Source organism: Marinomonas aquimarina (assembly GCF_900089755.1).
Classification (GTDB): Bacteria; Pseudomonadota; Gammaproteobacteria; order Pseudomonadales; family Marinomonadaceae; genus Marinomonas; species Marinomonas aquimarina.
In genome coordinates, this window is the sequence record NZ_FLOC01000013.1 from 79199 (window position 1) to 99826 (window position 20628).

Annotated in this window: 20 protein-coding genes and 2 tRNA genes; 16 read left to right on the forward strand and 6 right to left on the reverse strand. The window is 47.9% G+C overall.

What is annotated here, in order from left to right:
• Nucleotides 1-365 precede the first annotated feature (365 nt).
• The 11 genes from MAQ5080_RS11690 (at nt 366) to MAQ5080_RS11740 (ending at nt 8663) form a co-directional block, all read left to right on the forward strand.
• A complete protein-coding gene (locus MAQ5080_RS11690; RefSeq protein ID WP_067210417.1) occupies nt 366-932 on the forward strand; it encodes a YqgE/AlgH family protein in 567 nt (188 codons plus the stop codon).
• The gene (gene ruvX / locus MAQ5080_RS11695) at nt 932-1405 is read left to right on the forward strand and encodes a Holliday junction resolvase RuvX (protein WP_067210421.1); all 474 of its coding nucleotides are present in this window, start codon (nt 932-934) and stop codon (nt 1403-1405) included. Before MAQ5080_RS11690 ends, ruvX begins: the two co-directional genes overlap by 1 nt.
• A 20-nt stretch (nt 1406-1425) precedes the next feature.
• Nucleotides 1426-1923: a bifunctional pyr operon transcriptional regulator/uracil phosphoribosyltransferase PyrR gene (gene pyrR / locus MAQ5080_RS11700; protein ID WP_067210424.1), complete on the forward strand. Its 498-nt coding sequence runs from the start codon at nt 1426-1428 to the stop codon at nt 1921-1923.
• 192 nt (nt 1924-2115) lie between these two features.
• Nucleotides 2116-3114 (forward strand): aspartate carbamoyltransferase catalytic subunit, encoded by a 999-nt coding sequence (locus MAQ5080_RS11705; protein ID WP_067210427.1) that lies wholly within the window; start codon nt 2116-2118, stop codon nt 3112-3114.
• Nucleotide 3115: 1 nt separating this feature from the next.
• Nucleotides 3116-4393 carry a dihydroorotase gene (locus MAQ5080_RS11710; protein ID WP_067210430.1) on the forward strand — a complete coding sequence of 426 codons (1278 nt, stop codon included), beginning with the start codon at nt 3116-3118 and terminating at the stop codon, nt 4391-4393.
• A gap of 106 nt (nt 4394-4499) precedes the next feature.
• Nucleotides 4500-5606 (forward strand): GGDEF domain-containing protein, encoded by a 1107-nt coding sequence (locus MAQ5080_RS11715; protein ID WP_067210433.1) that lies wholly within the window; start codon nt 4500-4502, stop codon nt 5604-5606.
• Between the two features lie 21 nt (nt 5607-5627).
• Nucleotides 5628-6317, forward strand: coding sequence for a YggS family pyridoxal phosphate-dependent enzyme (locus MAQ5080_RS11720; RefSeq protein WP_067210435.1), 690 nt, complete (start codon nt 5628-5630; stop codon nt 6315-6317).
• A gap of 43 nt (nt 6318-6360) precedes the next feature.
• Nucleotides 6361-7182 (forward strand): pyrroline-5-carboxylate reductase, encoded by an 822-nt coding sequence (gene proC / locus MAQ5080_RS11725; protein WP_067210437.1) that lies wholly within the window; start codon nt 6361-6363, stop codon nt 7180-7182.
• Nucleotides 7183-7201: 19 nt separating this feature from the next.
• The gene (locus MAQ5080_RS11730; RefSeq protein ID WP_067210439.1) at nt 7202-7741 is read left to right on the forward strand and encodes a YggT family protein; all 540 of its coding nucleotides are present in this window, start codon (nt 7202-7204) and stop codon (nt 7739-7741) included.
• Between the two features lie 123 nt (nt 7742-7864).
• The gene (coaD, locus tag MAQ5080_RS11735; RefSeq protein ID WP_067210442.1) at nt 7865-8368 is read left to right on the forward strand and encodes a pantetheine-phosphate adenylyltransferase; all 504 of its coding nucleotides are present in this window, start codon (nt 7865-7867) and stop codon (nt 8366-8368) included.
• A gap of 43 nt (nt 8369-8411) precedes the next feature.
• Entirely contained in the window at nt 8412-8663 is a 252-nt protein-coding gene (locus MAQ5080_RS11740) for a YfhL family 4Fe-4S dicluster ferredoxin (RefSeq protein ID WP_067210444.1), read from the forward strand.
• 44 nt (nt 8664-8707) lie between these two features.
• Here MAQ5080_RS11740 and MAQ5080_RS11745 read toward each other — a convergent pair whose 3' ends face one another.
• Together MAQ5080_RS11745 and trmL are read right to left on the reverse strand one after the other, a co-directional pair.
• Entirely contained in the window at nt 8708-9832 is a 1125-nt protein-coding gene (locus MAQ5080_RS11745; protein ID WP_067210447.1) for a potassium channel family protein, read from the reverse strand.
• 12 nt (nt 9833-9844) lie between these two features.
• On the reverse strand, nt 9845-10321 hold the full coding sequence (gene trmL, locus MAQ5080_RS11750) for a tRNA (uridine(34)/cytosine(34)/5-carboxymethylaminomethyluridine(34)-2'-O)-methyltransferase TrmL (RefSeq protein WP_067210450.1): 477 nt from the start codon (nt 10319-10321) through the stop codon (nt 9845-9847).
• A 120-nt stretch (nt 10322-10441) separates the two neighbouring features.
• Between trmL and MAQ5080_RS11755 the strand changes: the two genes are divergently transcribed.
• A tRNA-Phe gene (locus MAQ5080_RS11755) sits at nt 10442-10517 on the forward strand.
• Between the two features lie 66 nt (nt 10518-10583).
• Nucleotides 10584-10659, forward strand: a tRNA-Phe gene (locus MAQ5080_RS11760).
• Between the two features lie 115 nt (nt 10660-10774).
• Here the strand turns inward: MAQ5080_RS11760 and MAQ5080_RS11765 are convergent.
• The 4 genes from MAQ5080_RS11765 to MAQ5080_RS11780 are packed head-to-tail and all read right to left on the reverse strand — an operon-like array spanning nt 10775 to nt 15461.
• Nucleotides 10775-11914, reverse strand: a complete 1140-nt coding sequence (locus MAQ5080_RS11765) for a hypothetical protein (protein ID WP_067210452.1) — start codon at nt 11912-11914, stop codon at nt 10775-10777.
• A gap of 1 nt (nt 11915) precedes the next feature.
• The gene (locus MAQ5080_RS11770; RefSeq protein WP_067210455.1) at nt 11916-13436 is read right to left on the reverse strand and encodes a DUF6844 domain-containing protein; all 1521 of its coding nucleotides are present in this window, start codon (nt 13434-13436) and stop codon (nt 11916-11918) included.
• A gap of 25 nt (nt 13437-13461) precedes the next feature.
• Nucleotides 13462-14064 carry a penicillin-binding protein activator LpoB gene (gene lpoB, locus MAQ5080_RS11775; RefSeq protein WP_197464611.1) on the reverse strand — a complete coding sequence of 201 codons (603 nt, stop codon included), beginning with the start codon at nt 14062-14064 and terminating at the stop codon, nt 13462-13464.
• Nucleotides 14065-14075: 11 nt separating this feature from the next.
• The gene (locus MAQ5080_RS11780) at nt 14076-15461 is read right to left on the reverse strand and encodes a COG3014 family protein (RefSeq protein WP_067210458.1); all 1386 of its coding nucleotides are present in this window, start codon (nt 15459-15461) and stop codon (nt 14076-14078) included.
• A 475-nt stretch (nt 15462-15936) separates the two neighbouring features.
• On the opposite strand from MAQ5080_RS11780, the gene MAQ5080_RS11785 reads away from it, so the two are divergent.
• From MAQ5080_RS11785 to MAQ5080_RS11795, 3 genes are all read left to right on the forward strand, one after another.
• Nucleotides 15937-18348 carry an ATP-binding protein gene (locus MAQ5080_RS11785; RefSeq protein WP_067210461.1) on the forward strand — a complete coding sequence of 804 codons (2412 nt, stop codon included), beginning with the start codon at nt 15937-15939 and terminating at the stop codon, nt 18346-18348.
• A gap of 27 nt (nt 18349-18375) precedes the next feature.
• On the forward strand, nt 18376-19080 hold the full coding sequence (locus tag MAQ5080_RS11790) for a response regulator (RefSeq protein ID WP_156496572.1): 705 nt from the start codon (nt 18376-18378) through the stop codon (nt 19078-19080).
• A gap of 89 nt (nt 19081-19169) precedes the next feature.
• Entirely contained in the window at nt 19170-20624 is a 1455-nt protein-coding gene (locus tag MAQ5080_RS11795; RefSeq protein WP_067210466.1) for a bifunctional metallophosphatase/5'-nucleotidase, read from the forward strand.
• Nucleotides 20625-20628 lie beyond the last annotated feature (4 nt).

Below are 20628 nucleotides of genomic sequence, written 5' to 3' on the forward strand. Positions count from 1 at the left end.
AAGAGGACCAGCCGCTGTGAAAGAAGTAGCGTCGGTCAACGGTCTCTTCGAGATAGTGGTTACGCCACCTCTCTAAACAGATTTGTTGAGATTTGTTGAGCAAGTGAACGACCCTTATGGCATTGAATGTGGAGCAGATTAGACTAATATTGACCAATTGGTTTATATTTTATGAGTCTAACAGCATTGTTTGAAAAATGAAGGAATATTCAGATAAATGCTGCTTATTGGTGGGCAAATGAGTCTATTGGCCTATACTGCCTTTACGGTCCTCGATTTTCAGTGTTATCAAGAAAGAGCGTTTATTTTGATCGAGGAAGTCAGGCGCGAGCTCTTGCGTCGTTTTCAAACAGAGGGCGTTTTATATGACGAATACATTCCAATCGTTAAAGAATCACTTTTTGATTTCTATGCCGCATTTGAACGATCCGAACTTTGAACATACTGTCGTTTACTTGTGTGAACACACTGATACCGGTGCCATGGGGGTGGTGATCAATCGTCCTTCAAGCATCGATTTTGGCGAGTTGGCTGAACACCTTGGAATGCAAATCGCTGTGCCAAAATTAACTTCTGAGCCGATTTATGTTGGCGGCCCAGTGGAATCTGAACGTGGTTTTATTTTGCACACCAGTGATAAACACTGGGGTAACACATTAAAAGTGACCGATGAGGTATGTTTATCAGCCTCTTTGGAAACGCTGGAGCACATTGCCGCAGGGGAGGGGCCAGAATCGTGTTTAATCACACTTGGTTGTGCCGGATGGGAAGAAGGGCAGCTAGAAACCGAGATCGCCAACAATGATTGGCTGGTGTGTGAGGCGGATTTAGACGTATTATTTAATACCCCCAGTGATTTGCAGTTTACCGCTGCCACCAAGGTGCTGGGACTGGATATGAGTTTATTGTCGCCAGATATAGGACACGCTTGATGACTGATACGTCGCATTCACAGACGTCGACAAACCCCAATACTGCCATCGCGGTATTGGGGTTTGATTTTGGTACCACCCGAATTGGGGTAGCCATCGGCCAAAGTTTAACCGGTTTAGGCCGCCCACTGGCGCCGTTAAAAGCCAATGATGGTATTCCCAATTGGGATACCATCAGTGCATTGGTGGAAGAGTGGCAGCCGGATGCCTTTGTCGTCGGTTTACCTCTGAATATGGACGGCAGCGAAAATGAGATGTGTCAACGAGCACGAAAATTCGCCAAGCGTCTGCATGGACGTTACAACCGCCCTTACCATATGATGGACGAACGCCTGTCTTCTTACGAAGCAAAGGGGCAGGTCATTGCCCAAGGCGGGAATCGCAATTTTAAAGAGAACTCGGTAGATGGATTGGCGGCACAAATGATTTTAGAGTCATGGTTTGCACAACACGCCAGTGCATCGGATGTATGAACTTAGGATAAGCATCACATATGACGTTGGATCTAGATAAAGCGCTGAACTCAATGAAGCAGCAATTGGCTGATTACTGTCAGCAGCAAAACATTGAAAACCCGATCGTGGTGGGCATTCATTCTGGCGGTGTTTGGGTAGCCAATGAAATTCTCGACGCGGTCCCTACCGATGAAGACTTAGCGACTTTGGACATCACCTTTTACCGTGATGACTTTACTCGAGCAGGTTTGCATCCACAGGTAGGCAGCACTAATTTGCCTGCCATTGAAGATCGTCATGTGATCTTGGTGGACGATGTGTTGATGTCTGGTCGTACCATTCGTGCGGCCATGAATGAAATTTTCGACTTTGGTCGCCCTGCGAGCATCACCTTGGCGATCCTATTTGATTTGAACAGCCGTGAATTACCGATTCGTGCGGACATCGTTGGTGAGCAGTTATCCTTGGCGGAAAATCAGCGCGTGAAGTTATCAGGGCCGACGCCATTAACGGTTTCTGTGATCGAAACCCACTAAAATTGCTGCCTACGCTTTATTTTTGCAGCAACTCATACGACAATTAGATCTTGGATACAGTGGTTCGCTAATGACGTGATGTTTGGCGACGTAAAGTGCCAAATCGCCTATCTAGCCCACGAATGCCCGGTCGTAGCACATGCCTACGCCGGGCATTTTCCTATCATACATAGTGATTGAGGAAAGCAAACTATGATGCGATCCGACCCTCGGGCGTTACAGCTAAACGAACAAGGTCAACTAAAGCACTTCCTGACTCTGGATGGCTTGAGTAAAGAAATTCTGACGGAAATCCTCGACCGAGCCGAGTCGTTCCTTTCAATGGGGGAACAATCCGTTAAGAAAGTGCCACTGCTACGCGGCAAAACCGTTGTAAATCTATTCTTTGAAAATTCCACTCGTACGCGTACGACATTTGAATTGGCCGCGAAACGCTTATCTGCGGACGTGATTAACCTAAACATTGCCACGTCGGCTACCTCTAAGGGTGAATCGTTATTGGATACGCTGCAAAATTTGCAGGCGATGCAAAGTGATATGTTTGTGGTACGTCACCAAGACAGTGGGGCACCGCACTTCATCGCGGAGCACTGTACACCAAACGTGGCCATCATTAATGCCGGTGACGGTCGTCACGCACACCCGACTCAAGCGATGCTGGATATGCTGACGATTCGTCGTCATAAGGGCCAATTTGAAGGCTTAAAAGTCGCCATCGTGGGCGATATTCTGCATTCACGAGTGGCGCGCTCAGAACTGCATGCCTTAAAAACCCTTGGGGTTGAGGAAGTCCGCTTAGTCGGTCCAAAAACTTTGGTGCCGGCATTCTTCCGCGATATGGGCGCTGTTATTTGTCATGACTTGAAAGCCGGTCTTGATGATGTCGATGTGGTGGTCATGCTGCGTCTACAAAAAGAACGCATGGCTGGAGCCTTACTGCCAAGTGAAAGTGAATTCTATCGCCTGTACGGTTTGACGGAAGAGTCGCTGGCGTGGGCCAAACCCGATGCGATTGTTATGCACCCAGGTCCGATTAACCGTGGTGTGGAAATCTCATCAGAGGTTGCCGATGGCGACCAAGCGGTGATTCTTGATCAGGTGACCAACGGTATTGCAGTGCGTATGGCGGTGATGTCGATGGCCATGAGTGGTCAAGTTCAAGAACAACAGGCAACAGGGGAAGAAGGCTGATATGAAACTTCGCATTAGTAACGGTCGTGTGATCGACCCAAGCCAAAATCTGGATGCCGTTGTTGATCTGTTTATCGAAGACCACCGAATTGTTGCCATCGGCGAAGCGCCGCTGGGGTTTGATGATGCGGAAGTGGTGGACGCTTCGGGTAAGTGGGTACTCCCTGGCTTAGTCGACACGGCGGTCGCCCTGCGTGACCCAGGTTACTCACAAAAGGGGACCATCGCGTCTGAGGGGCGTGCTGCTGTATCTGGCGGTGTGACAACCTTAGTGTGTCCGCCTAATACTAAGCCCATCGTGGATACGCCTGCGGTGGCGGCATTGATTCAAGATAAAGCCGATGAAGCAGGCATGGCCAACGTCTTCCCAATCGGCGCTTTGACGCAAGGCTTACAAGGTGAGCAACTGAGTAATATGGTGGCTTTGACGGATGCGGGCTGTGTGGCACTGTCGAACCATGGTCATGATATTGCCAGTAACCGAGTGCTGTCACGTGCCTTGGAATACGCTGCGACCCATGATCTATTAGTGGTTTTCCACCCAGATGATCCTAGTTTGTCGGAAGGCGGCTGTGCCCATGAAGGGACCATGTCGACCATGCACGGTTTGGCGGGGATTCCGGAAACCGCAGAAACCATCGCCTTGATGCGTGATCTGTTGTTGGTTGAGAAAAGTGGCGTGCGCGCGCACTTTGCCCGTCTGTCCTGTGCGAAATCGGTGGAAATGATTGCCAATGCTAAGGTCGCAGGGTTGGATGTCACCAGTGATGTGGCGTTACATAACTTACTGCTAACGGATGAAGTGCTAAAAGAATTCGATGGCCAGTTCCACGTGTTGCCGCCATTGCGCTCTGAGAACGATCGTCTGACGCTGATCGAAGGTTTGAAAACGGGTGTCATCAATGCCATCTGTTCGGACCATCAGCCGCACGAGAAAATGGCGAAAGTAGCGCCGTTTGCTGCGACAGAGCCAGGCATGGCAAACGTTGAAGTGTTGTTGCCGTTGGCACTGCGCTTGATGGACGAAGGTGACTTAGAGCTGGCGCAATTGCTGACCGCCTTAACTTACGGGCCAGCGGCGTGTTTCGGTCTAGAAGCAGGCTCGCTTGCGGTCGGTAGCTTTGCAGATCTGGTGATTTTTGATAGCACGGAAAAATGGACTTGGGATCATACAACCCGTAAATCAAAAGGGTCGAATTCTGGGTTTGTTGGTGAGCAGATGACAGGACGTGTCTGTCAGACCTTTATTTCAGGGCAACGGGTTTACTCTCTTAGCTAGAGGGTGTCGTGATTAGGCTCTGATTTAATGGTAAAGTAAGCGAATGGACAGTGTGTGCACATTCTTGCGGCACACACTTTGCTTAACTATTTTGGTATTGGGGTTTATGAAAATAGAAACTAAGGATGCTGTTCTGCAGGATGCACCACTTCTGGATGCAGTGCACGAATCGTTGATTCAACGAGATTTTCTATTACAGCTGCGTAAGATTGATCATGTCTTATTGAGGCATGTTGCCAGCAGCACAAACTTCATGTCTTACGTAGAACAGATGACCGCCAGCCTTGGGGAGTTGTTTCCAAGCAACATACGCCCTTGCGTCCTATGGTGTGATAAAGATCTGACCCATTGGCGCATACTCAATTATAAAGATTGGCCAGCACTGAGCGATGCGCTGGGGAATGTGTCCCATATTCCGCAACCGCTCGCGACCTTTGTTGCCAGTCCATCACGACCTTTTGCCCGTGAGCAAAACTTGCCAACGCGCTCGGATTGGAGCCAATGGCAAGATGTGCTCGCTGAGCACTTCCTAGATACTTGTGATCTTGTCAGCGTACAGGATAACGACAAAAACTGGTTCACCTTCTGTTTGTTCTCAAGCAAGCTTCCTTCTGACTCTGAGCATCGTATGCATTACTGGGCCGTCGATCAGGCGCTACAGTCGATACCTCAATGGCTAAAGGCGATGTTGGTGCGTATGAAAACCGATGCGCGCTTGCAAGAGCACACCAATGAAGTGACTGGCCTGCTACAACCGCATGCGTTCGATAATGCGTTGGACATGATGTTGCGTGATGCGCGGCGCTATTTCCAACGCTTGGCCTTTGTCTCGGTACTGGTGCCAAGCGACGCGGACCAGGATGAACTGAAACTGTTATCTGACACCTTGCGTGAGACATTACGCGATAACGATTTATTGGCCAACAGCTCCGATAATGAGTTCGTCATGGCGATGCGCATCATGCAGTTAGATGACGCGCCGATCGTCGCACAAAAGGTGCAAAAAGCCCTGCAAAAAGCCGATCCAAAGCAGATTTCGGTGCTCAGCGGCGGTATCAAAATAGGTGTTGCGCTGTACCCAGAGCAAGCCAATCAAGACAAGCTAAGACTGGCGTCCTTGGCGGCGGCCAATGCGGTGACAGAAAACGTTGGCTATCGTTTAGAGTACTACGGTAAATTTGTCAAAAATCTAGACGAAGCCTACGATGATTAAGGCAACAATAAGAGGTTAGCTGTGGCCATCGCAGAGAATTTACAAGAAGTGCGTTGTGAGATCGCAGAATTAACACAACGCTTTGAGCGTCAGCCAGAAAGTGTGCGTCTATTGGCGGTCAGTAAAACCAAACCGGTCGCGGATCTATTGGCTGCTTACGCGGCTGGGCAGCGTTTGTTTGGTGAAAACTATGTTCAAGAGGCGGTGGATAAATGCCAACAGCTGTCTTCGCTTGCGGACATTGAGTGGCATTTTATTGGTCCGATTCAATCGAATAAATCCCGTCAAATTGCGGAAACCATGGCCTGGGTGCACACCATTGATCGGGACAAGATTGCGCGCCGTTTAAGTGAGCAACGCCCCGCTGATATGCCGCCACTCAACGTTCTCATTCAAGTGAATGTCAGTGGCGAAGAATCGAAGTCTGGTATTGCTCTAGAGTCGTTAGACAGCATGGTTAAGCTGGTGTCAGAGCTGCCTAATTTGCGTTTACGTGGCCTAATGGCGATTCCAGCGCCGCAGGAAAATGAAGCGGCGCAAATTCAAGTCTATGCGCCATTAAAGCAAGCGTTTGAGACATTACAGCAGCACTACCCAGAGGTTGATACCTTGTCCATTGGTATGTCCGGAGACCTCGCCGCAGCGATTGCTTCAGGCAGTACCATGGTGCGAGTGGGAACGGCGATCTTTGGTGCGCGCGACTACGCATAACAGCGAACCCAATTCGCATAAGTTACAGTTTTATAGGTGAACAATGAGTTTAAAAATTGCGTTTGTAGGTGTCGGTAATATGGCATCTGCGATCATTGGTGGTTTGCGAGCAAGCGGCTACGCAGGTGAGTCCATCGTTGGTAGTTCGATTAATGTCGAAGATCATAAAAACCTTGAGCAGCGCTTTGGCATTCGTATGTACGAAGATAACCAAGACGCAGTGGCGCAAGCCGATGTGGTGTTCCTATGTGTCAAACCCAACATGCTGCAGTCGGTTGTCGAAGGCTTCGCGGACGCGGTGCGTGACGACCAACTGTATGTCTCGGTTGCCGCAGGCATTGAGATTAATGCCCTAGAAAAATGGTTAGTGAAACCGGTCGCAGTGGTACGTTCAATGCCGAATACGCCAGCGTTGGTGGGCAGTGGCATGTCAGGCTTGATTGCCAACTCGCGTACGACTGACGAGCAGAAAGCTTGGGTAGCGGATGCTTTTGACAGCTTTGGCAGTCATGTCTGGGTAGATAATGAAGCGCATATGCATACCGTGACCGCTCTATCTGGCAGTGCGCCAGCGTACTTCTTCCGTGTGTTAGAAGTGATGATTGAGGCGGGCATGGCGCAAGGCTTGGACGAAGCAACCAGTCGTAAGCTGTCTACCTATGCCATGAAAGGGGCGGCGGCGATGGTGACCACGCTGGACGATGATATTGCGCAACTACGTCGTAATATCACTTCGCCTAATGGTACAACCCAAGCGGCGCTCGAAACACTTGAGCAGCAGGGGATTGAAGCGTTGGTGACGGCGGCGGTAGACGCCTGTGCCAAGCGTTCTAAAGAATTGGGCGAAGAGTTCGCCAGCAAATAATTAAGGTAGGTGCCAAACGATGGGTGATCCATTAATTCTGATCGTCAAAACACTCGGTCACTTGTATTTGTTTATTGTCTTGTTGCGCTTAGTGTTGCAATTAAGCCGAGCAGACTTCTACAACCCAATTAGTCAGGGGGTGGTGAAAGCCACCAGCCCTCTATTAAAACCGTTGCGTAAGGTGCTTCCTTCGATCGGCCGTATTGATACTTCATCTGTGGTGCTAGCATTGGCGGTGCAAGCCATTATTATTGTCGCGATTATGGCGATTGTAGGTTACCAGCTGGCACCCTTGCATTATGTGATTTACACCGTTGCAGGGGTGGTGTATCACTTGTTAGATCTGTACTTCTGGGCCATGCTGATTTCCGTGATCTTGAGCTGGGTTGCACCGGGTTCGAGCCATCCAGGTGCACTGTTGGTGATGCAGATCTGTGAGCCTTTGTACCGTTTCTGTCATCGCTTTATCCCTTCACTAGGTGGCTTTGACCTATCGCCAATCTTTATCTTCTTGGCGATTACCATCCTGAAACAGTTCATCGCACCGTTTGTAATTTAAGAAATAAGCCGCTCAAAAGAGCGGCTTATTTGAGTAGTGCTGCATATTCTTATATGATGCGCAGCCGAAAGGTAAGCCAAGAATCGTCGGGTTCTTTACATAAAACTAACTTGGACTAGAGCTATGAGTACAATCGCAGTTTACCCAGGCACATTCGACCCGATTACCAACGGTCACACAGATCTTGTGGAACGTGCGGCGAAACTGTTTCCGAAGGTTATTGTTGCTGTAGCGGCAAGTCCGAAGAAACGACCAGTATTGGCTCACGATATGCGAATTCAATTAGCAAAGGATGTACTTGGGCATTTAGACAATGTGGAAGTACTTGGCTTTGATAACCTGCTTACAGAGTTTACGCGCTCGGTAAATGGTCAGGTGGTTGTGCGTGGTTTGCGTGCCGTATCGGATTTCGAATATGAATTCCAATTGGCCAACATGAACCGCGTCATTGCACCGGATGTAGAAAGCTTGTTTCTGACGCCGTCAGAGAAACACTCTTACATCTCATCCACGTTGGTGCGTGAAATTGCTTCTTTAAACGGTGACTTCGGTATGTTTGTTCACCCGAAAGTGAAGCAAGTGTTAACCGAACACTATCAAGCAGCATCGGCCGCTAAGCGTTCTTGATTTTATGAATGCCGCTAGGCATTGGATTTATTAGGAGAGCAGCATGTCTCTAATGATTACTGATGAATGCATCAACTGTGATGTATGTGAGCCAGAGTGTCCAAACGAAGCAATCAGCCAAGGCGAGGAGATCTACGTGATCGACCCGTCTAAATGTACTGAATGTATTGGTCACTATGATGAACCGCAATGCCAGCAGGTATGTCCTGTTGACTGTATCCCACTCGATCCTAACTTTAAGGAATCGGAAGAGCAGTTGATGGAAAAGTACCTTGTCCTAACCGGGCAGCTGTAAGAAAAAATGCCAAGCGTTTGCTTGGCATTTTTGTTTCTGGCGTTCTACTTTTGAGCTTGGCGTACGTGTTCAGCAAACATCTCTGCGACTTGTTCTTTAGATGGGGCCAGTTGATCCTCTCCAATTAACAGAATCAAAGCATTCAAACTGATGAACTCGCTCGATTTAGGGTGGGTCACAATTTTCCCCATGGTGTCTTCAAAGCCAATCGCGGTGCCTAAGTCTCGCTGAATCAATTCGGTCACCACATCTGCCCAGCGCACCTTATACAGTGACACATTGATACGGACCGTGTGATCCCCTTGATAGCGGAATAAGTCTTCCAGCACCTGCTCCGTACCGGGTGCCACCAAAGAGCGTACCAGCATCTCAGGATACGCTCGCACCGGACGGATCACGGCCTTGGCACCTGATTGACGAAAGCGCTCTCGGTTCGCATCATCGATGGCTTCGGCTAGGATAAAGGCCTTGCTACCGATTTCTTTGATACGGTGCAAAATATCAAATACCAAGCTGTCACTGTGTGCGTCCAAACTGTCTGGAGAAAGCACCACTATGTACTTAGCATCGCTTACCCCTGCGCTGTTGAGCATGCCAGGGCTGGTGGCATCGCCTGTATGATGCACAACACCTTGTGCGCGCAGCGTCTCAGGCAGGCCCTCTGGGAACTTTGGCGTAAGGATTTGGATGGGGACATCATCAAGCCCTGGGGTGTTGCAAATCTGCTGCACCAGCAAGCTCAAGTAACGCTCCGTATTCGTGCTAGGGGTATTGATGATTAATAAGTGATCTTGCATATCGCTCCACTCCAAGCGTCCTTTGATCTTCATTTCTTTGCGCATGATGCGTATTTCGACGTAGTCACTGGCGATCTGTGCCAACAGCGTAATGCCTAAGCCGTAAATCAAAACAATCGTCGTAAATTGGCCCCAAAAAGTGGCGGCTGAGAGGTCGCCATAACCTGTGGTGCTGGCTGATGTCATGGTCAACCAAAAGGCCTGCCACCAATCTAAATCTTCAAAGTAGACCATGGCGACGCTGTGCGCCGCCACGACACTGGCGAGCATTAAAAAGCGTCGTTTGAGATCTTTGACCGCATGTAGGTGTACCTGTTTACGGTAACGCAAACGTGAACGGTTTTTATGATGGATCAGCTTTCCTAGCATCATAATCCTGTCTCTTTAGTCTAAGCTGGGCATGGCGTAATCCAGTTGGCGCCATGACTCATAGACCATAACGGCAACGGTATTTGAGAGGTTTAAACTACGTGAACCGGCTTGCATCGGCAAGCGCAGGCGTTGGCTATAGGGCAAGGCTTCAATGAAATCGTTTGGCAAACCACGCGTTTCTGGGCCAAATACCAACACATCGCCTGCTTTAAACGCCGCTTCAGAGTGAGTGTGGCTACCTTTAGTTGTCAAAGCGTAGATGGTGCCGAGCTGACCTTGGTTTTGATCGAGAAAGGCCTGCCAATTAGGGTAGCGTTTTACCTTGGCCAGTTCGTGATAATCCAAGCCTGCACGACGGACTTTCTTTTCATCTAAATCAAAGCCCAGTGGCTCGATTAAGTGTAATTGGTAGCCTGTGTTGGCACACAAGCGAATCACGTTGCCCGTGTTAGGTGGAATCTCTGGTTGATACAAAACAATGTGTAGCATATTCGCCTCTCCTTCAGATCTTTTTATCATACCAGAGCGCGCTAATATCCTAACTTAACTATAAAAATTTTAAAAAAAGTGTTGACGGGTAAAATGAGTTATCTATAATACGCCGCACTTGCCCAGATAGCTCAGTCGGTAGAGCAGGGGATTGAAAATCCCCGTGTCGGTGGTTCGATTCCGCCTCTGGGCACCATTATTATAAAAGTTAGCTAAATGCTTACTTTTAGTAAGAATACGGTGTCATACCGTTGCAAGTTTTGCCCAGATAGCTCAGTCGGTAGAGCAGGGGATTGAAAATCCCCGTGTCGGTGGTTCGATTCCGCCTCTGGGCACCATTGCTACAGAAAGCCTCGCTAAATGCGGGGCTTTTTTGTTTCTGCGATGAACATAAAAAAAGCGCTTAGTGAAACCTCTTCACTAAGCGCTTTTTGCGTTTTAGCAGAGAGTACGTTAGCCACCTATAATGATGCCGCTGGTACGCTCTATGGGCGCAGTAGAAGCCTGCTTTGTCGCTCTCTTAGGTGATACCTTAGCTTTAGGTGTAAAGCGTCTAGCGATGGGGAGATCTAACATCGCTTCCTTGCTGCCACTGACCACCGAAACGTAGGCCGTCTTAAACTGAACTCGGTCGACTTTGACTCGCCCGACTTTGTTCTCAGTGTAGCCCAGACTTTCTTTTGTATAGGGGTCAAACATTTCCTCTCCAACCGCATAAATATCGAAGAGCTCACCTTCTTGCACGGTTTTGCCACCGGAGTTCAGGACTAAGTTGCCATCACTGGTATTGAGTAGGATCAGCGGATAAATATTATCTTTTAACTGATCAAAGATTTTACGGCTGGAAATATCAATCAGCAGCGGCAAGTTGTCGCGACTAGAGGTGGTTGGTACTTTGGCACTCCATTTGATCTGATTATTAATTAAATCAACCATTTGGTATTCAACAATGACTTTACTGCTGTACTGCGTTGATTTGCTGCCAACGGTCTCTCCAGTCAGTTCTAAGGTCTTACGAGTATCTATGATCTGTCTGGAGGTTTTGGCTTCCAGCACTTTTCCGCGTAAGACGTAGTCAACCCCTGGTTTGCTTTGATCTGCGACCACACTAAATAAGCGATCTTGTACAAATCTGGCTTCCAAAGCTTTGCTCAGGGCTCGTGCATGAGAATTACCAGAGAAGCTTTCGATCGCAAGAGTACGACGGTTGGCATTCATTCCTTTGAGGTTTTGTTGACGCCTTTTATCATCGTCATACTCAACGTTTGCTTGAAGTCGAACTTTACATAAACCGCCGCTACAGCTTTCCGTTAGCACTCGGTAGGTCGTGCTTCCTGAACTACTGTAACTGGCGCCACCCGTACTGGCTTCGGTGTATTCAAAGCCAGTTTCGTTTTCTTGATAGACATCGACCGATGAGCGTTCGCTTTTGATATCAACCCCAACCACTTGTTCGACGGCACTGATCAATGCCGCATCAATCGCGGCATCGCGATTGGGACCTTCTCCCGTGACTTGAATGGATTCGATACCTGCAAAGGCAGGCATGGCTGCTATCAAGCTAGCAGCCAATAAGGTTAATCCTTTAGTCATCTTAGAAGTCTGCCGCATTAAAACGCGATTTGGATTGCTGTGTTGTTAGGATGCCTGATTCTTTTCTCGGTTGAGCATCTTCGATTTGCTTTGCAGTTTTTCCACTTTGCATCGCTTCAGCATTACGTACATGAATAGGGTGCCAGACAACGGCAACACCAACCATTTCATGGCCAGTGATCGGGTGACTCATTTCCCACTTGTTCACCGTACGCAGACCATTTAGGTTTTGTATTGAGGAAGTCATTTTAGCTGCTTGATCAATTACTGTACGTAGGGTTTCTACTGAACCTGGATCCATTGTTGATACGGATGTGCTGTTCGCTAAGGTATGGACGACTTCTTGCACGTCACTGCGCTCCTCTGACACTTTTCCAACGAAGTTACCGCTCATGTTGTAAGTTTGTGCAAGATTAGCCAGAGCATTTGATCGAGCTTGCTTATAGGCAGCCTTTATTTTCTTGTCCATTAGGCGATCGTTATCTGTGTATCTTACGCCTGCTTGCCCATACGAAATGATCATCGGGTAGCCTTTATCGTCGTATTCAACTGAAGTGCCATATTCTAAATAAGGTGTTTTATTTGAACTCAATGCTGCTTGAATATTTGAGAATGCTGGATTAGCCATTGCAACATCTGGCTTCACTTGACCTTTAGATTCGATAAGCGCTTTTAACTGATCTCTTTTTTTTAGGGATTTCGCTAACACGACCCCAATGCGACCTTTGCCACTGTTGTCATACATTTCAAAGGTCTTAATGACAAACATGCCCGACATGTCGCCAAATGCCTCTGTAATCGTTGTTTCAGCGAAGTAATCGCGCATCAGCTCTTGCTTCTTCTGTTTACTTGCACTTTTGAATGTTTCGGGATCTATGCCTTCTTCTTCAAGTGCGGAATCAAGTTTTGCTTCCATCAGAGCGACAGCTTTTTCATAAACACTGCCCATTCTAGATTCAGACTTAAAGTCGTCTGCAGTCGGAGTAGGAGCGCCTTCATCCTGGAAAAATTCCGTAATGCTGCTGTTTCGAGTACTGGTGTTTAAGTTTTCTAGGTGGGATTGTTTGGCATCAGCTACTGCACGTCGAATAGCATTCGCACGGTAGCGAGACCAGTCAGGGTTCGCTTTATCTACGCCGACAGCTGCGGTTCCTGTAGTTAAGCTTACTAAATGGCTTTTTCCTGCTTCGTTAAGTTGAGTTTCAACATCAATTTTGTATTGGTCCATTAATGATTTGATTTCTTTACGAGGGCTTTTGACCTCACTAACGGAGTCTTTTGATTGTTCCCCAAATGCAGATTGCTCGTCTTCAGCTGTCATGGTCTCATCATCACTGGCTACGAAGCTTTCTTCTTCAAAAGATTCATCTAGATCGTATTCAAAGTCTTCATCAAATGATTCATCAGCTAGCTCTATTGAGCTATCTAAAGAATCCATTGAGTCAAGATCGGATGATTCGTCATTTGCGTTGGCATTGAAAGCGGCCAACGCGACAGCAAGTGCTATCGCGGTGTATTTCATAATATGATTCCTTTCTAATCTGTGGCTACCAAGAAACCGTGTCACCATCGGCGACTTTGCCGACGACACGCTCGCCTTCCCAATATGAAAGGCCATTTTCAAGGTTGGTGAGTGACAGCTGGAAGTAGTACTCAATGCGAGTATCGTTATTGTCCATGGTGTTGTTGCGCTGCATGATCTTGCCAGACAGACTGAAGTCTGGGGCATACACTTGGCCGGCACCCTTCACCGAAGACTGTTTGACCATTTCTGAGTCTTTTAGCTGGCGCATCTCGGCAACGGCTTTGTCACCGCCAGTAAAGGCATTGGTAATTAAGAACTTGCCACTGTTGGTTAACTTAACGCGGATGGTTTTTGCGAGTTGGTCGGTATCGATGCGCTGCATGGTGTCATTGGTGATATCCGATACGAACATAATGTAGCGGCCACGCTCATCTGGGTGGTCTAGCATCTTATTAGCGATGATTTCGTCTGCCATGGAGTCGGCCGCGCCCTTGAAGTCTGCATACGACAGTCCGGCAACAATGTTCTCTGTTTTGCTTTCTGCATTGATGTAAGCAGTGGGTGTGGTACAGCCAGTAATGCTAAGCGCCAGTAATGTGGCGGCTAGAGTTTTTAGTTTCAACATTTTTAGTTTCCTTACAGGTTGATCACACGGACAAGAGGTTCTGTTGTCGGGCTTACCGCTTTGACATGAATAATGTGGCTTGTAGCGCTCGTATCGAGTGCTACAGGGATCTCGAAATTACCCGCTTTCACCTTGACGGTATCGCCTTTGCGTTTCACATGAGCGGTTTGGTATTGCTTTGGTAATGAGGTAAAGGTACGCGTATCGGCGCTAGTAACAGCGCTTTGCAGCATGCCCGTGGCAAATCCCGCTAGAGGGTTGCTGTCATTAATTTGTTTCTGTGCCACCGTTTTAAGGAGAGTTCTGGTGATTTCACGAGTTAGAATTGAGTTGTAGTTTTTCTCAAACTCAGCACCGATGATTTTATCCATATCCGCAATCACTTCTGTCTTAACACCCTCTACTTGAATACTCGGAAATGCTTGCTCACGGGCTTTCAGGCGCGGTAATGCAATACCTGTGTAAGCGACGTCTTCGGTAAATAGGAATAATGGTAAGTCTAGGCGGAACTCCTCTTTGACCATGGATTCGCCATTTTCAAAAATGACCCAAACCATGTTATCGGTAGAGCTGCGGCCTTTGGCAAGGCTCTTAGCCAAATCTAAATCGGCTTTGACTTGTTTTGAGTTGGTCAGGCCGTAGACGCGTTTAAAAGCATCTGCCGCTTTGTTGTAATCCGAAGCAGATTTTCCGTTTAGGAGTAAGTTAAGGCCATATGAATAAGTTGTGTATGGGTTAACGTAACCTTCATAGGGTTTCCACTGATCAAATGTGACGCCTTGAGCTTCCAACATCTTGCGAGTTTCGGCACTGTCTAGTGTTTTGGCAACGAACTCTGCAGGATCAAACTTGTTATCTCCTTGTTCGCCTTCTAACGCTTCTTCTTGCTGCTTGATTTGCTCAGCAAAAAACTCTGCTGCTCGGCGTTGACGCTCTTCGGCTCGGTTCCATTCTACTCGAGCGTTGTTGTAATCCCCCGCGTGCATAAAGTTCCAAGCTTTGTAGGTGTTTGTCATAACACCATCATATAGGGTTTGCTCATAATCTAGGAAAGCGTCATTGCCTACCATTGATAAGCCAGTCTGCAGCAAATTGCTGACAGTGCTTTCTTGGTCGACTTCTTTCATGGACTTTTCTGAGGCGTCAAATACTTGATTGGAAAGCTCATAGTCACCGGCATAGTTTAGAATGGCGCCTGCTTCAATCGCCCAAAGGATATCGGAGACGGTTTGAGTCTCAGGGTCATAGCCAGACTCTTCCAGTGCAAATTGCGCCGCCGTTGTGTAATCGCCAGAGTGGACAGCTGAGGAGAATTGCTGGTCAGATTTAGTTGGCATGATGCCAGCACAACCGGTGAGAGTGACCGTAGTTGCGAGCAGTAGTAATGGTTTTTTCATTGTCATCTTCCAAGACATTAGTGAAGGAGTACCCTCTTCCTCGAGGGAAGCAAGCTTGAATAAGCCGTTCATTAGGTAGAAAGAAAGGAAGATGAGATGAGGGATTGCGGCATGACATCGTGTCGAGCACATAATCGGAAGACGTCTTGTCTTCATCAAAACAAATCCATTTGTTTTCTAACTGCAATTGTCAGCTATTCGTAAGCTTTGCGAGTATAGCAATGTAAAAGAGAACGTTTTTGATTTCAATCAATTCGTCAGAGATGGCAACCTTGTTGTCTGTTTAAGTGGTTGATTTTGAATTGGAGGAAAATAGAGTTGGCTTTTTACACAATGTTTCAACTTTTTTTATATTTAAACTATTAGGTTTGCTATATTTCTAACTGCACCGCGATAGCTGGTCATGCTGAGGATTTTGGGGCTTATCGTGATGAGCGCTCAAATAAATAAGGATTGAAGGAAGGTAGTAGCGTAGATGGCGCGTGTCTTAAAAGTGATTCTTTTAACGGCTTTAAGTTATTTCTTGGCTGGTTGGTTGGGGCAGGTCTTTGCGATTCCTCCAGGGTACGCTACCGTCATTTGGCCGGCATCAGGTGTGGCGATCGCTGCCTGTATCTTAGCTGGCTACACACCTGTATTGGGTGTGTTTTTAGGCTCTACGCTAGTTAATATTAGTATTGGCTATAGTAACTCTGGAGAGATCAGCTTTCTGGTGCCTATGCTGATTGCTGCGGGTAGTGCTCTGCAAACCACCCTCAGTTATGCGCTGGTACGCTTGTTTATTGGCAAAACGCTAGAGTTTTACAATATTCGCCACGTGCTCAGTTTTATTGTACTCGCTGGTCCACTGGGTTGTTTGGTGAGTGCTAGTACAGGGTCTATGATTCTGTACACTCACGATATTATTCAACGCGAACAGGTATTGCTGACTTGGCTAAGCTGGTGGCTAGGGGATTCGGTGGGCGTAGTTGTCGTCGTGCCGTGGCTAGCGGTGTTGTTCCGCAAGCAATTTTCAGTCTATTACGATCACCCTGCGCGGGTGTTTCTAGCCCTTTTTATTGTCTTTCTGACCACTGCGATTCTGTCGGTTTCAACCGCCTACTTTGAGCTCAACAAACAGCGCCAAGCCTTTGAATCTAATGCTGATTTGAATTCTACCCTATTAAGTGAACGCATTAAAAACTCAGTCGACATTCTGTACAGCATGGCAGGCTATGTACGTGGCAGTGGTTCTGTCAGTGCTCAGGAGTTTCATGATTTTAGCGAAAGCATCATGAGTCAGGATCGGGCCATCAAAGCGCTGTCGATTAATCATGTATTAGATGGCCTAGAACTCTCTCAGTACGAAGCAGAGATGGCCGATTTGCATGGTTTTCCATTTCAAGTGCAGCAAAGAAATGCGGCTGGTGAGATGGAGCCTGTGAGTGCCCGTGACCGATATGTGTCGGTGGGTTTGATTTATCCACTTGAACCAAACCTTAAGGCTTTGGGGTTTGACGTCTATTCTGAAGAGTCACGTCGTTTAGCCATTAAAAATGCAATCCGTTTAAACTCGGCGGTTCCCACGTCGGCGATTAACTTGGTGCAAAATTCCAAAGCCGTACTAATGTTTTTACCCGCGTATAAAAATCAAAAATTATACGCGATGGCCACTTCGTTATTTGAAATCAATGATATCTCTGCGCGTATTTTAGAACGCAGCCAATTAGCCAATATTGAAGTGTATTTGGTGGATCGCCAGGCCAGTCAGCAGCCCTATATTTTAGCTTCAAGCGCGAACGCTTCATTGTCTGTTGAAGACTTAATTCAAGGGCTTAATGAGCGGACGTTCCCCGCCATGCATCGTGCCATGATTCCGGTGGGGGCGCATCGCTGGGAATTGGTCCATGTCAGCCATTCTAAGTTTATTGAGCAGCCTTGGGGCACGCACTTTGTTTTAGTGGGCGGGTTATTCGTCGCCGGCTTACTAGGTTGGGTGCTGAGTTTGGTGTTTAGTCATGCGGCGCAAATTGAAAGGCAGGTGGCGGTGCGCACCAAAGAGCTGTCCCAAGCCAACAATGCGTTGCGTGAATCGGGTGAGAAACTGAAGCGGGCAACGCTGGATGCGCAAGACGCGAACCAAGCCAAAAGCCGTTTTCTAGCCAACATGAGCCATGAGATCCGAACTCCTTTAAATGGCATGCTGGGGAGTTTGTCTTTATTACAAGGCAAGTCGTTAAGCAGTGAACAGCAGAAACTTGTGGAATTGGCTCATCAAAGCGGTGATGCCTTGTTGGATTTGGTCAACGACATCTTGGATTTATCGAAGATTGAAGCCGGTGAGCTGGAACTGGAGCCACAATATTTCGATCTGCAGGATCTGCTCGAAGATATTTCCAGTTTGATGCGAATTAAAGCCGAAGAAAAAGGGCTTAATTTGATTGCACCAAGCGGCTTATTGCCAGAATGCATGGTCTACGCTGACCGCTTGCGTGTGCGTCAAATTGTACTGAATTTGTTAGGCAATGCGATTAAGTTCACTGGGACCGGGGGATCGGTGCGTCTTGTGGCTGAGCAGGTCAAGCGTGAGCAAGATCAGGCGACTTATCGAATCGCTATTATTGATACCGGTATTGGTATCTCTGATAACCTACAGGCACGTCTATTCCAGCGCTTTAAACAAGCGGACACCTCGACCACACGCCGTTATGGCGGTACGGGTCTAGGTCTTGCGATTAGTAAAGAGTTAGTGGATGCCATGGCGGGGCGTATCAATGTTGAAAGCCAACTGGGGCAAGGGGCGAACTTCTGGTTTGAGCTGGATTTAACGGTACAAGATAAACCAGTTAATCCTGAGCATGAAGTATGGCAGTCACTCGGCACTATTTATCTAGTGAGCCAAACTTAGTCGGATTTGCCCTATGTAAAAGCATTGTTGAGCGCTTGGAACTGCCAAGTTACCTATCTTGATACTCTAGATCATATGGCGCATGCCTCGGCACAAGACATTATCTTGTTAGATGAGCAGATGCTGAATGAGTCTACCCGAGAAAAATTGGCCTCGCTGCAAGGGCCGGTGATTGAGCTGGTGGGCCAAAATAAGCAGTCGGAGCCGCCAGAGTCCTGTTTTGCTGCTTCAGTGTACAAGCCTGTGCATCGACGAGCATTGTACGCTGCGATTGAAAACGCTCTGCTACAGGAAGAAGAGTCTGATGCGGTAAACCTAGAAGAACCGTCGTCAGCGCCTGAGCAGCAAGCATTGGTACTGTTAGTCGAAGATAACTTAACCAACCAAATCGTGGCGAAGGGCATCTTGGGTCTGTTTGGTTTGACGGTTGAGGTCGCGGAAAACGGTGAAGTGGCGTTGGCTATGCTGAAAGAGACCACTTACAACCTGATTTTCATGGACTGCCAAATGCCGGTGATGGATGGCTATGAAGCCACACGCGCCATTCGCGAGCTGGATCCTAGCAGTGCCACACCGAAAGGTGTTCCGGTGATTGCTTTAAGCGCCAACGCTATGAAAGGAGACGATCAACTCTGTTTCGATGCGGGGATGGACGATCATGTAGCCAAGCCGATCTCAAAAGACCGCCTCGGTGAAGTGATTGAGCTCTGGTTGGGGAAAAAGCATAGTTAAATTTTCTTGGGGCTGTCATCAGTACTCCACAGAACCTTGGTAATCTGCTTTAACGGGGTTACTAACATGTTGACGAGGCATAGAGTTCAATGAAAGGAATATTCTCGCTCTTGGTGCTGATCTGCTTGATCAGCAACAGTGCACTGGCTGCGAAGGTTGTGTTTACTTCTAATGTGCCTGAGCTGTTTGCGCAAGAAAACGGCTACTCCCTAGCGAAGATGTCTGCCTTCGTGAAGCGCCTAAAGCAGGGCCAAGAGCCGGTCTTGTTTATTCATGGCGGTGATAGCCTCTCGCCGAATCCTTTGTCGGTCTATGACAAGGGGGCGCACATGATCTCAATTATGAACGCCATGGGGGTGGATGTGTTGGCGGTCAACCGTCGTGAGTTTAACGAAGGGATTGATCAAGTCACCTTGCTGAGTTCAAAAGCCCAATTCCCTATGGTGCTGTCTAATCTGCATGATCGACGTACCATGAGTAATGTTGAAGGCGTGCTGCCTTATGTGATCTTGCCGGTGGGAGACCTTAATGTCGCAGTGCTGATGACAGTGTCAGAAAGCATCAATTCCACCTTTTTATTTAATACTGCTGCGGTGTATGAGAGTGCTGAGCAGATCAATCGATGGGTGAATCAAGCGCGTATTAGTGGTGCTGATAAAGTGATCCTAGTGACAGAGCGTGATTACCTCAAAAAGGTGCCAGTCGACAGTCTTGTGGATATCGATGTGGTCTTTGTGACGCAAGATGTTGTTGATAAACAACTTTCTGAATCACCGTTGGTGATCGCTTCGGGCGGTGTGGATGATGAGATGGTGGTGCTTGAGATGAGTGCTGAGTCCGTCTCTGCAGAAGTGGTGCACACAGCCGACGAACAGCCGGATGCGCTGATGAACAGTGTCATCAGTCGTTATACCAGTCAGCTTGATGTGGTATTAGGTCAACAACTAGCGACCTTAGCTGGGCCAATGGACTCCCTACGGGAGACCTTAAGAAGCGCCGAGTCGAGCTGGGGCAACATCGTGGTCGATGCTGTGCGCCAATATACCCAAGCAGACTTTGCGGCCATCATAGGTGGCAGTATTCGCGGCTACCGTGAATACGAAACAGGCTATGTGCTGACGCGTCGTGATATACAGCGAGAATTACCTTTCGGCGGTACAGTTTATGTCGTTAAGCTTAGTCCGACAAAGTTAAAGCAGGTATTGGAGCATGGTGTGTCAGATGTGGAGGGCTATGATGGACGCTTTTTACAAGTCTCTGGTCTACGTTACCAGTACGATGCCAATCGCCCCGTAGGAAGCCGTATCGTCTCCCTAACAGATGCTTCAGGTCAGCCATTGACGGCTTCTGCATACACCTTGGCCATTTCTGATTATATGTTTGATGGTGGTGACGGCTATGATTTCACTGATAGCAATGTGGTGTCCGATAAGGTCAGCAGTCAGCGCCTAATGTGGAATATAGTGTCCGATTATTTGGAGCAATTTGACACCATTATGCCGGCTCTTGAAGGGCGTATAGAGAATCTGACAGTCTCGCAGTAAAGGC

Excerpts from the sequence above, each read along its gene's own strand:
- MAQ5080_RS11690 (WP_067210417.1), top strand. The coding sequence starts at position 366 with ATGACGAATACATTCCAATCGTTAAAGAATCACTTTTTGATTTCTATG.
- ruvX (WP_067210421.1), top strand. The coding sequence starts at position 932 with ATGACTGATACGTCGCATTCACAGACGTCGACAAACCCCAATACTGCC.
- pyrR (WP_067210424.1), top strand. The coding sequence starts at position 1,426 with ATGACGTTGGATCTAGATAAAGCGCTGAACTCAATGAAGCAGCAATTG.
- MAQ5080_RS11705 (WP_067210427.1), top strand. The coding sequence starts at position 2,116 with ATGATGCGATCCGACCCTCGGGCGTTACAGCTAAACGAACAAGGTCAA.
- MAQ5080_RS11710 (WP_067210430.1), top strand. The coding sequence starts at position 3,116 with ATGAAACTTCGCATTAGTAACGGTCGTGTGATCGACCCAAGCCAAAAT.
- MAQ5080_RS11715 (WP_067210433.1), top strand. The coding sequence starts at position 4,500 with ATGAAAATAGAAACTAAGGATGCTGTTCTGCAGGATGCACCACTTCTG.
- proC (WP_067210437.1), top strand. The coding sequence starts at position 6,361 with ATGAGTTTAAAAATTGCGTTTGTAGGTGTCGGTAATATGGCATCTGCG.
- MAQ5080_RS11730 (WP_067210439.1), top strand. The coding sequence starts at position 7,202 with ATGGGTGATCCATTAATTCTGATCGTCAAAACACTCGGTCACTTGTAT.
- coaD (WP_067210442.1), top strand. The coding sequence starts at position 7,865 with ATGAGTACAATCGCAGTTTACCCAGGCACATTCGACCCGATTACCAAC.
- MAQ5080_RS11740 (WP_067210444.1), top strand. The coding sequence starts at position 8,412 with ATGTCTCTAATGATTACTGATGAATGCATCAACTGTGATGTATGTGAG.
- MAQ5080_RS11745 (WP_067210447.1), bottom strand. The coding sequence starts at position 9,832 with ATGATGCTAGGAAAGCTGATCCATCATAAAAACCGTTCACGTTTGCGT.
- trmL (WP_067210450.1), bottom strand. The coding sequence starts at position 10,321 with ATGCTACACATTGTTTTGTATCAACCAGAGATTCCACCTAACACGGGC.
- MAQ5080_RS11765 (WP_067210452.1), bottom strand. The coding sequence starts at position 11,914 with ATGACTAAAGGATTAACCTTATTGGCTGCTAGCTTGATAGCAGCCATG.
- MAQ5080_RS11770 (WP_067210455.1), bottom strand. The coding sequence starts at position 13,436 with ATGAAATACACCGCGATAGCACTTGCTGTCGCGTTGGCCGCTTTCAAT.
- lpoB (WP_197464611.1), bottom strand. The coding sequence starts at position 14,064 with ATGTTGAAACTAAAAACTCTAGCCGCCACATTACTGGCGCTTAGCATT.
- MAQ5080_RS11780 (WP_067210458.1), bottom strand. The coding sequence starts at position 15,461 with ATGAAAAAACCATTACTACTGCTCGCAACTACGGTCACTCTCACCGGT.
- MAQ5080_RS11785 (WP_067210461.1), top strand. The coding sequence starts at position 15,937 with ATGGCGCGTGTCTTAAAAGTGATTCTTTTAACGGCTTTAAGTTATTTC.
- MAQ5080_RS11795 (WP_067210466.1), top strand. The coding sequence starts at position 19,170 with ATGAAAGGAATATTCTCGCTCTTGGTGCTGATCTGCTTGATCAGCAAC.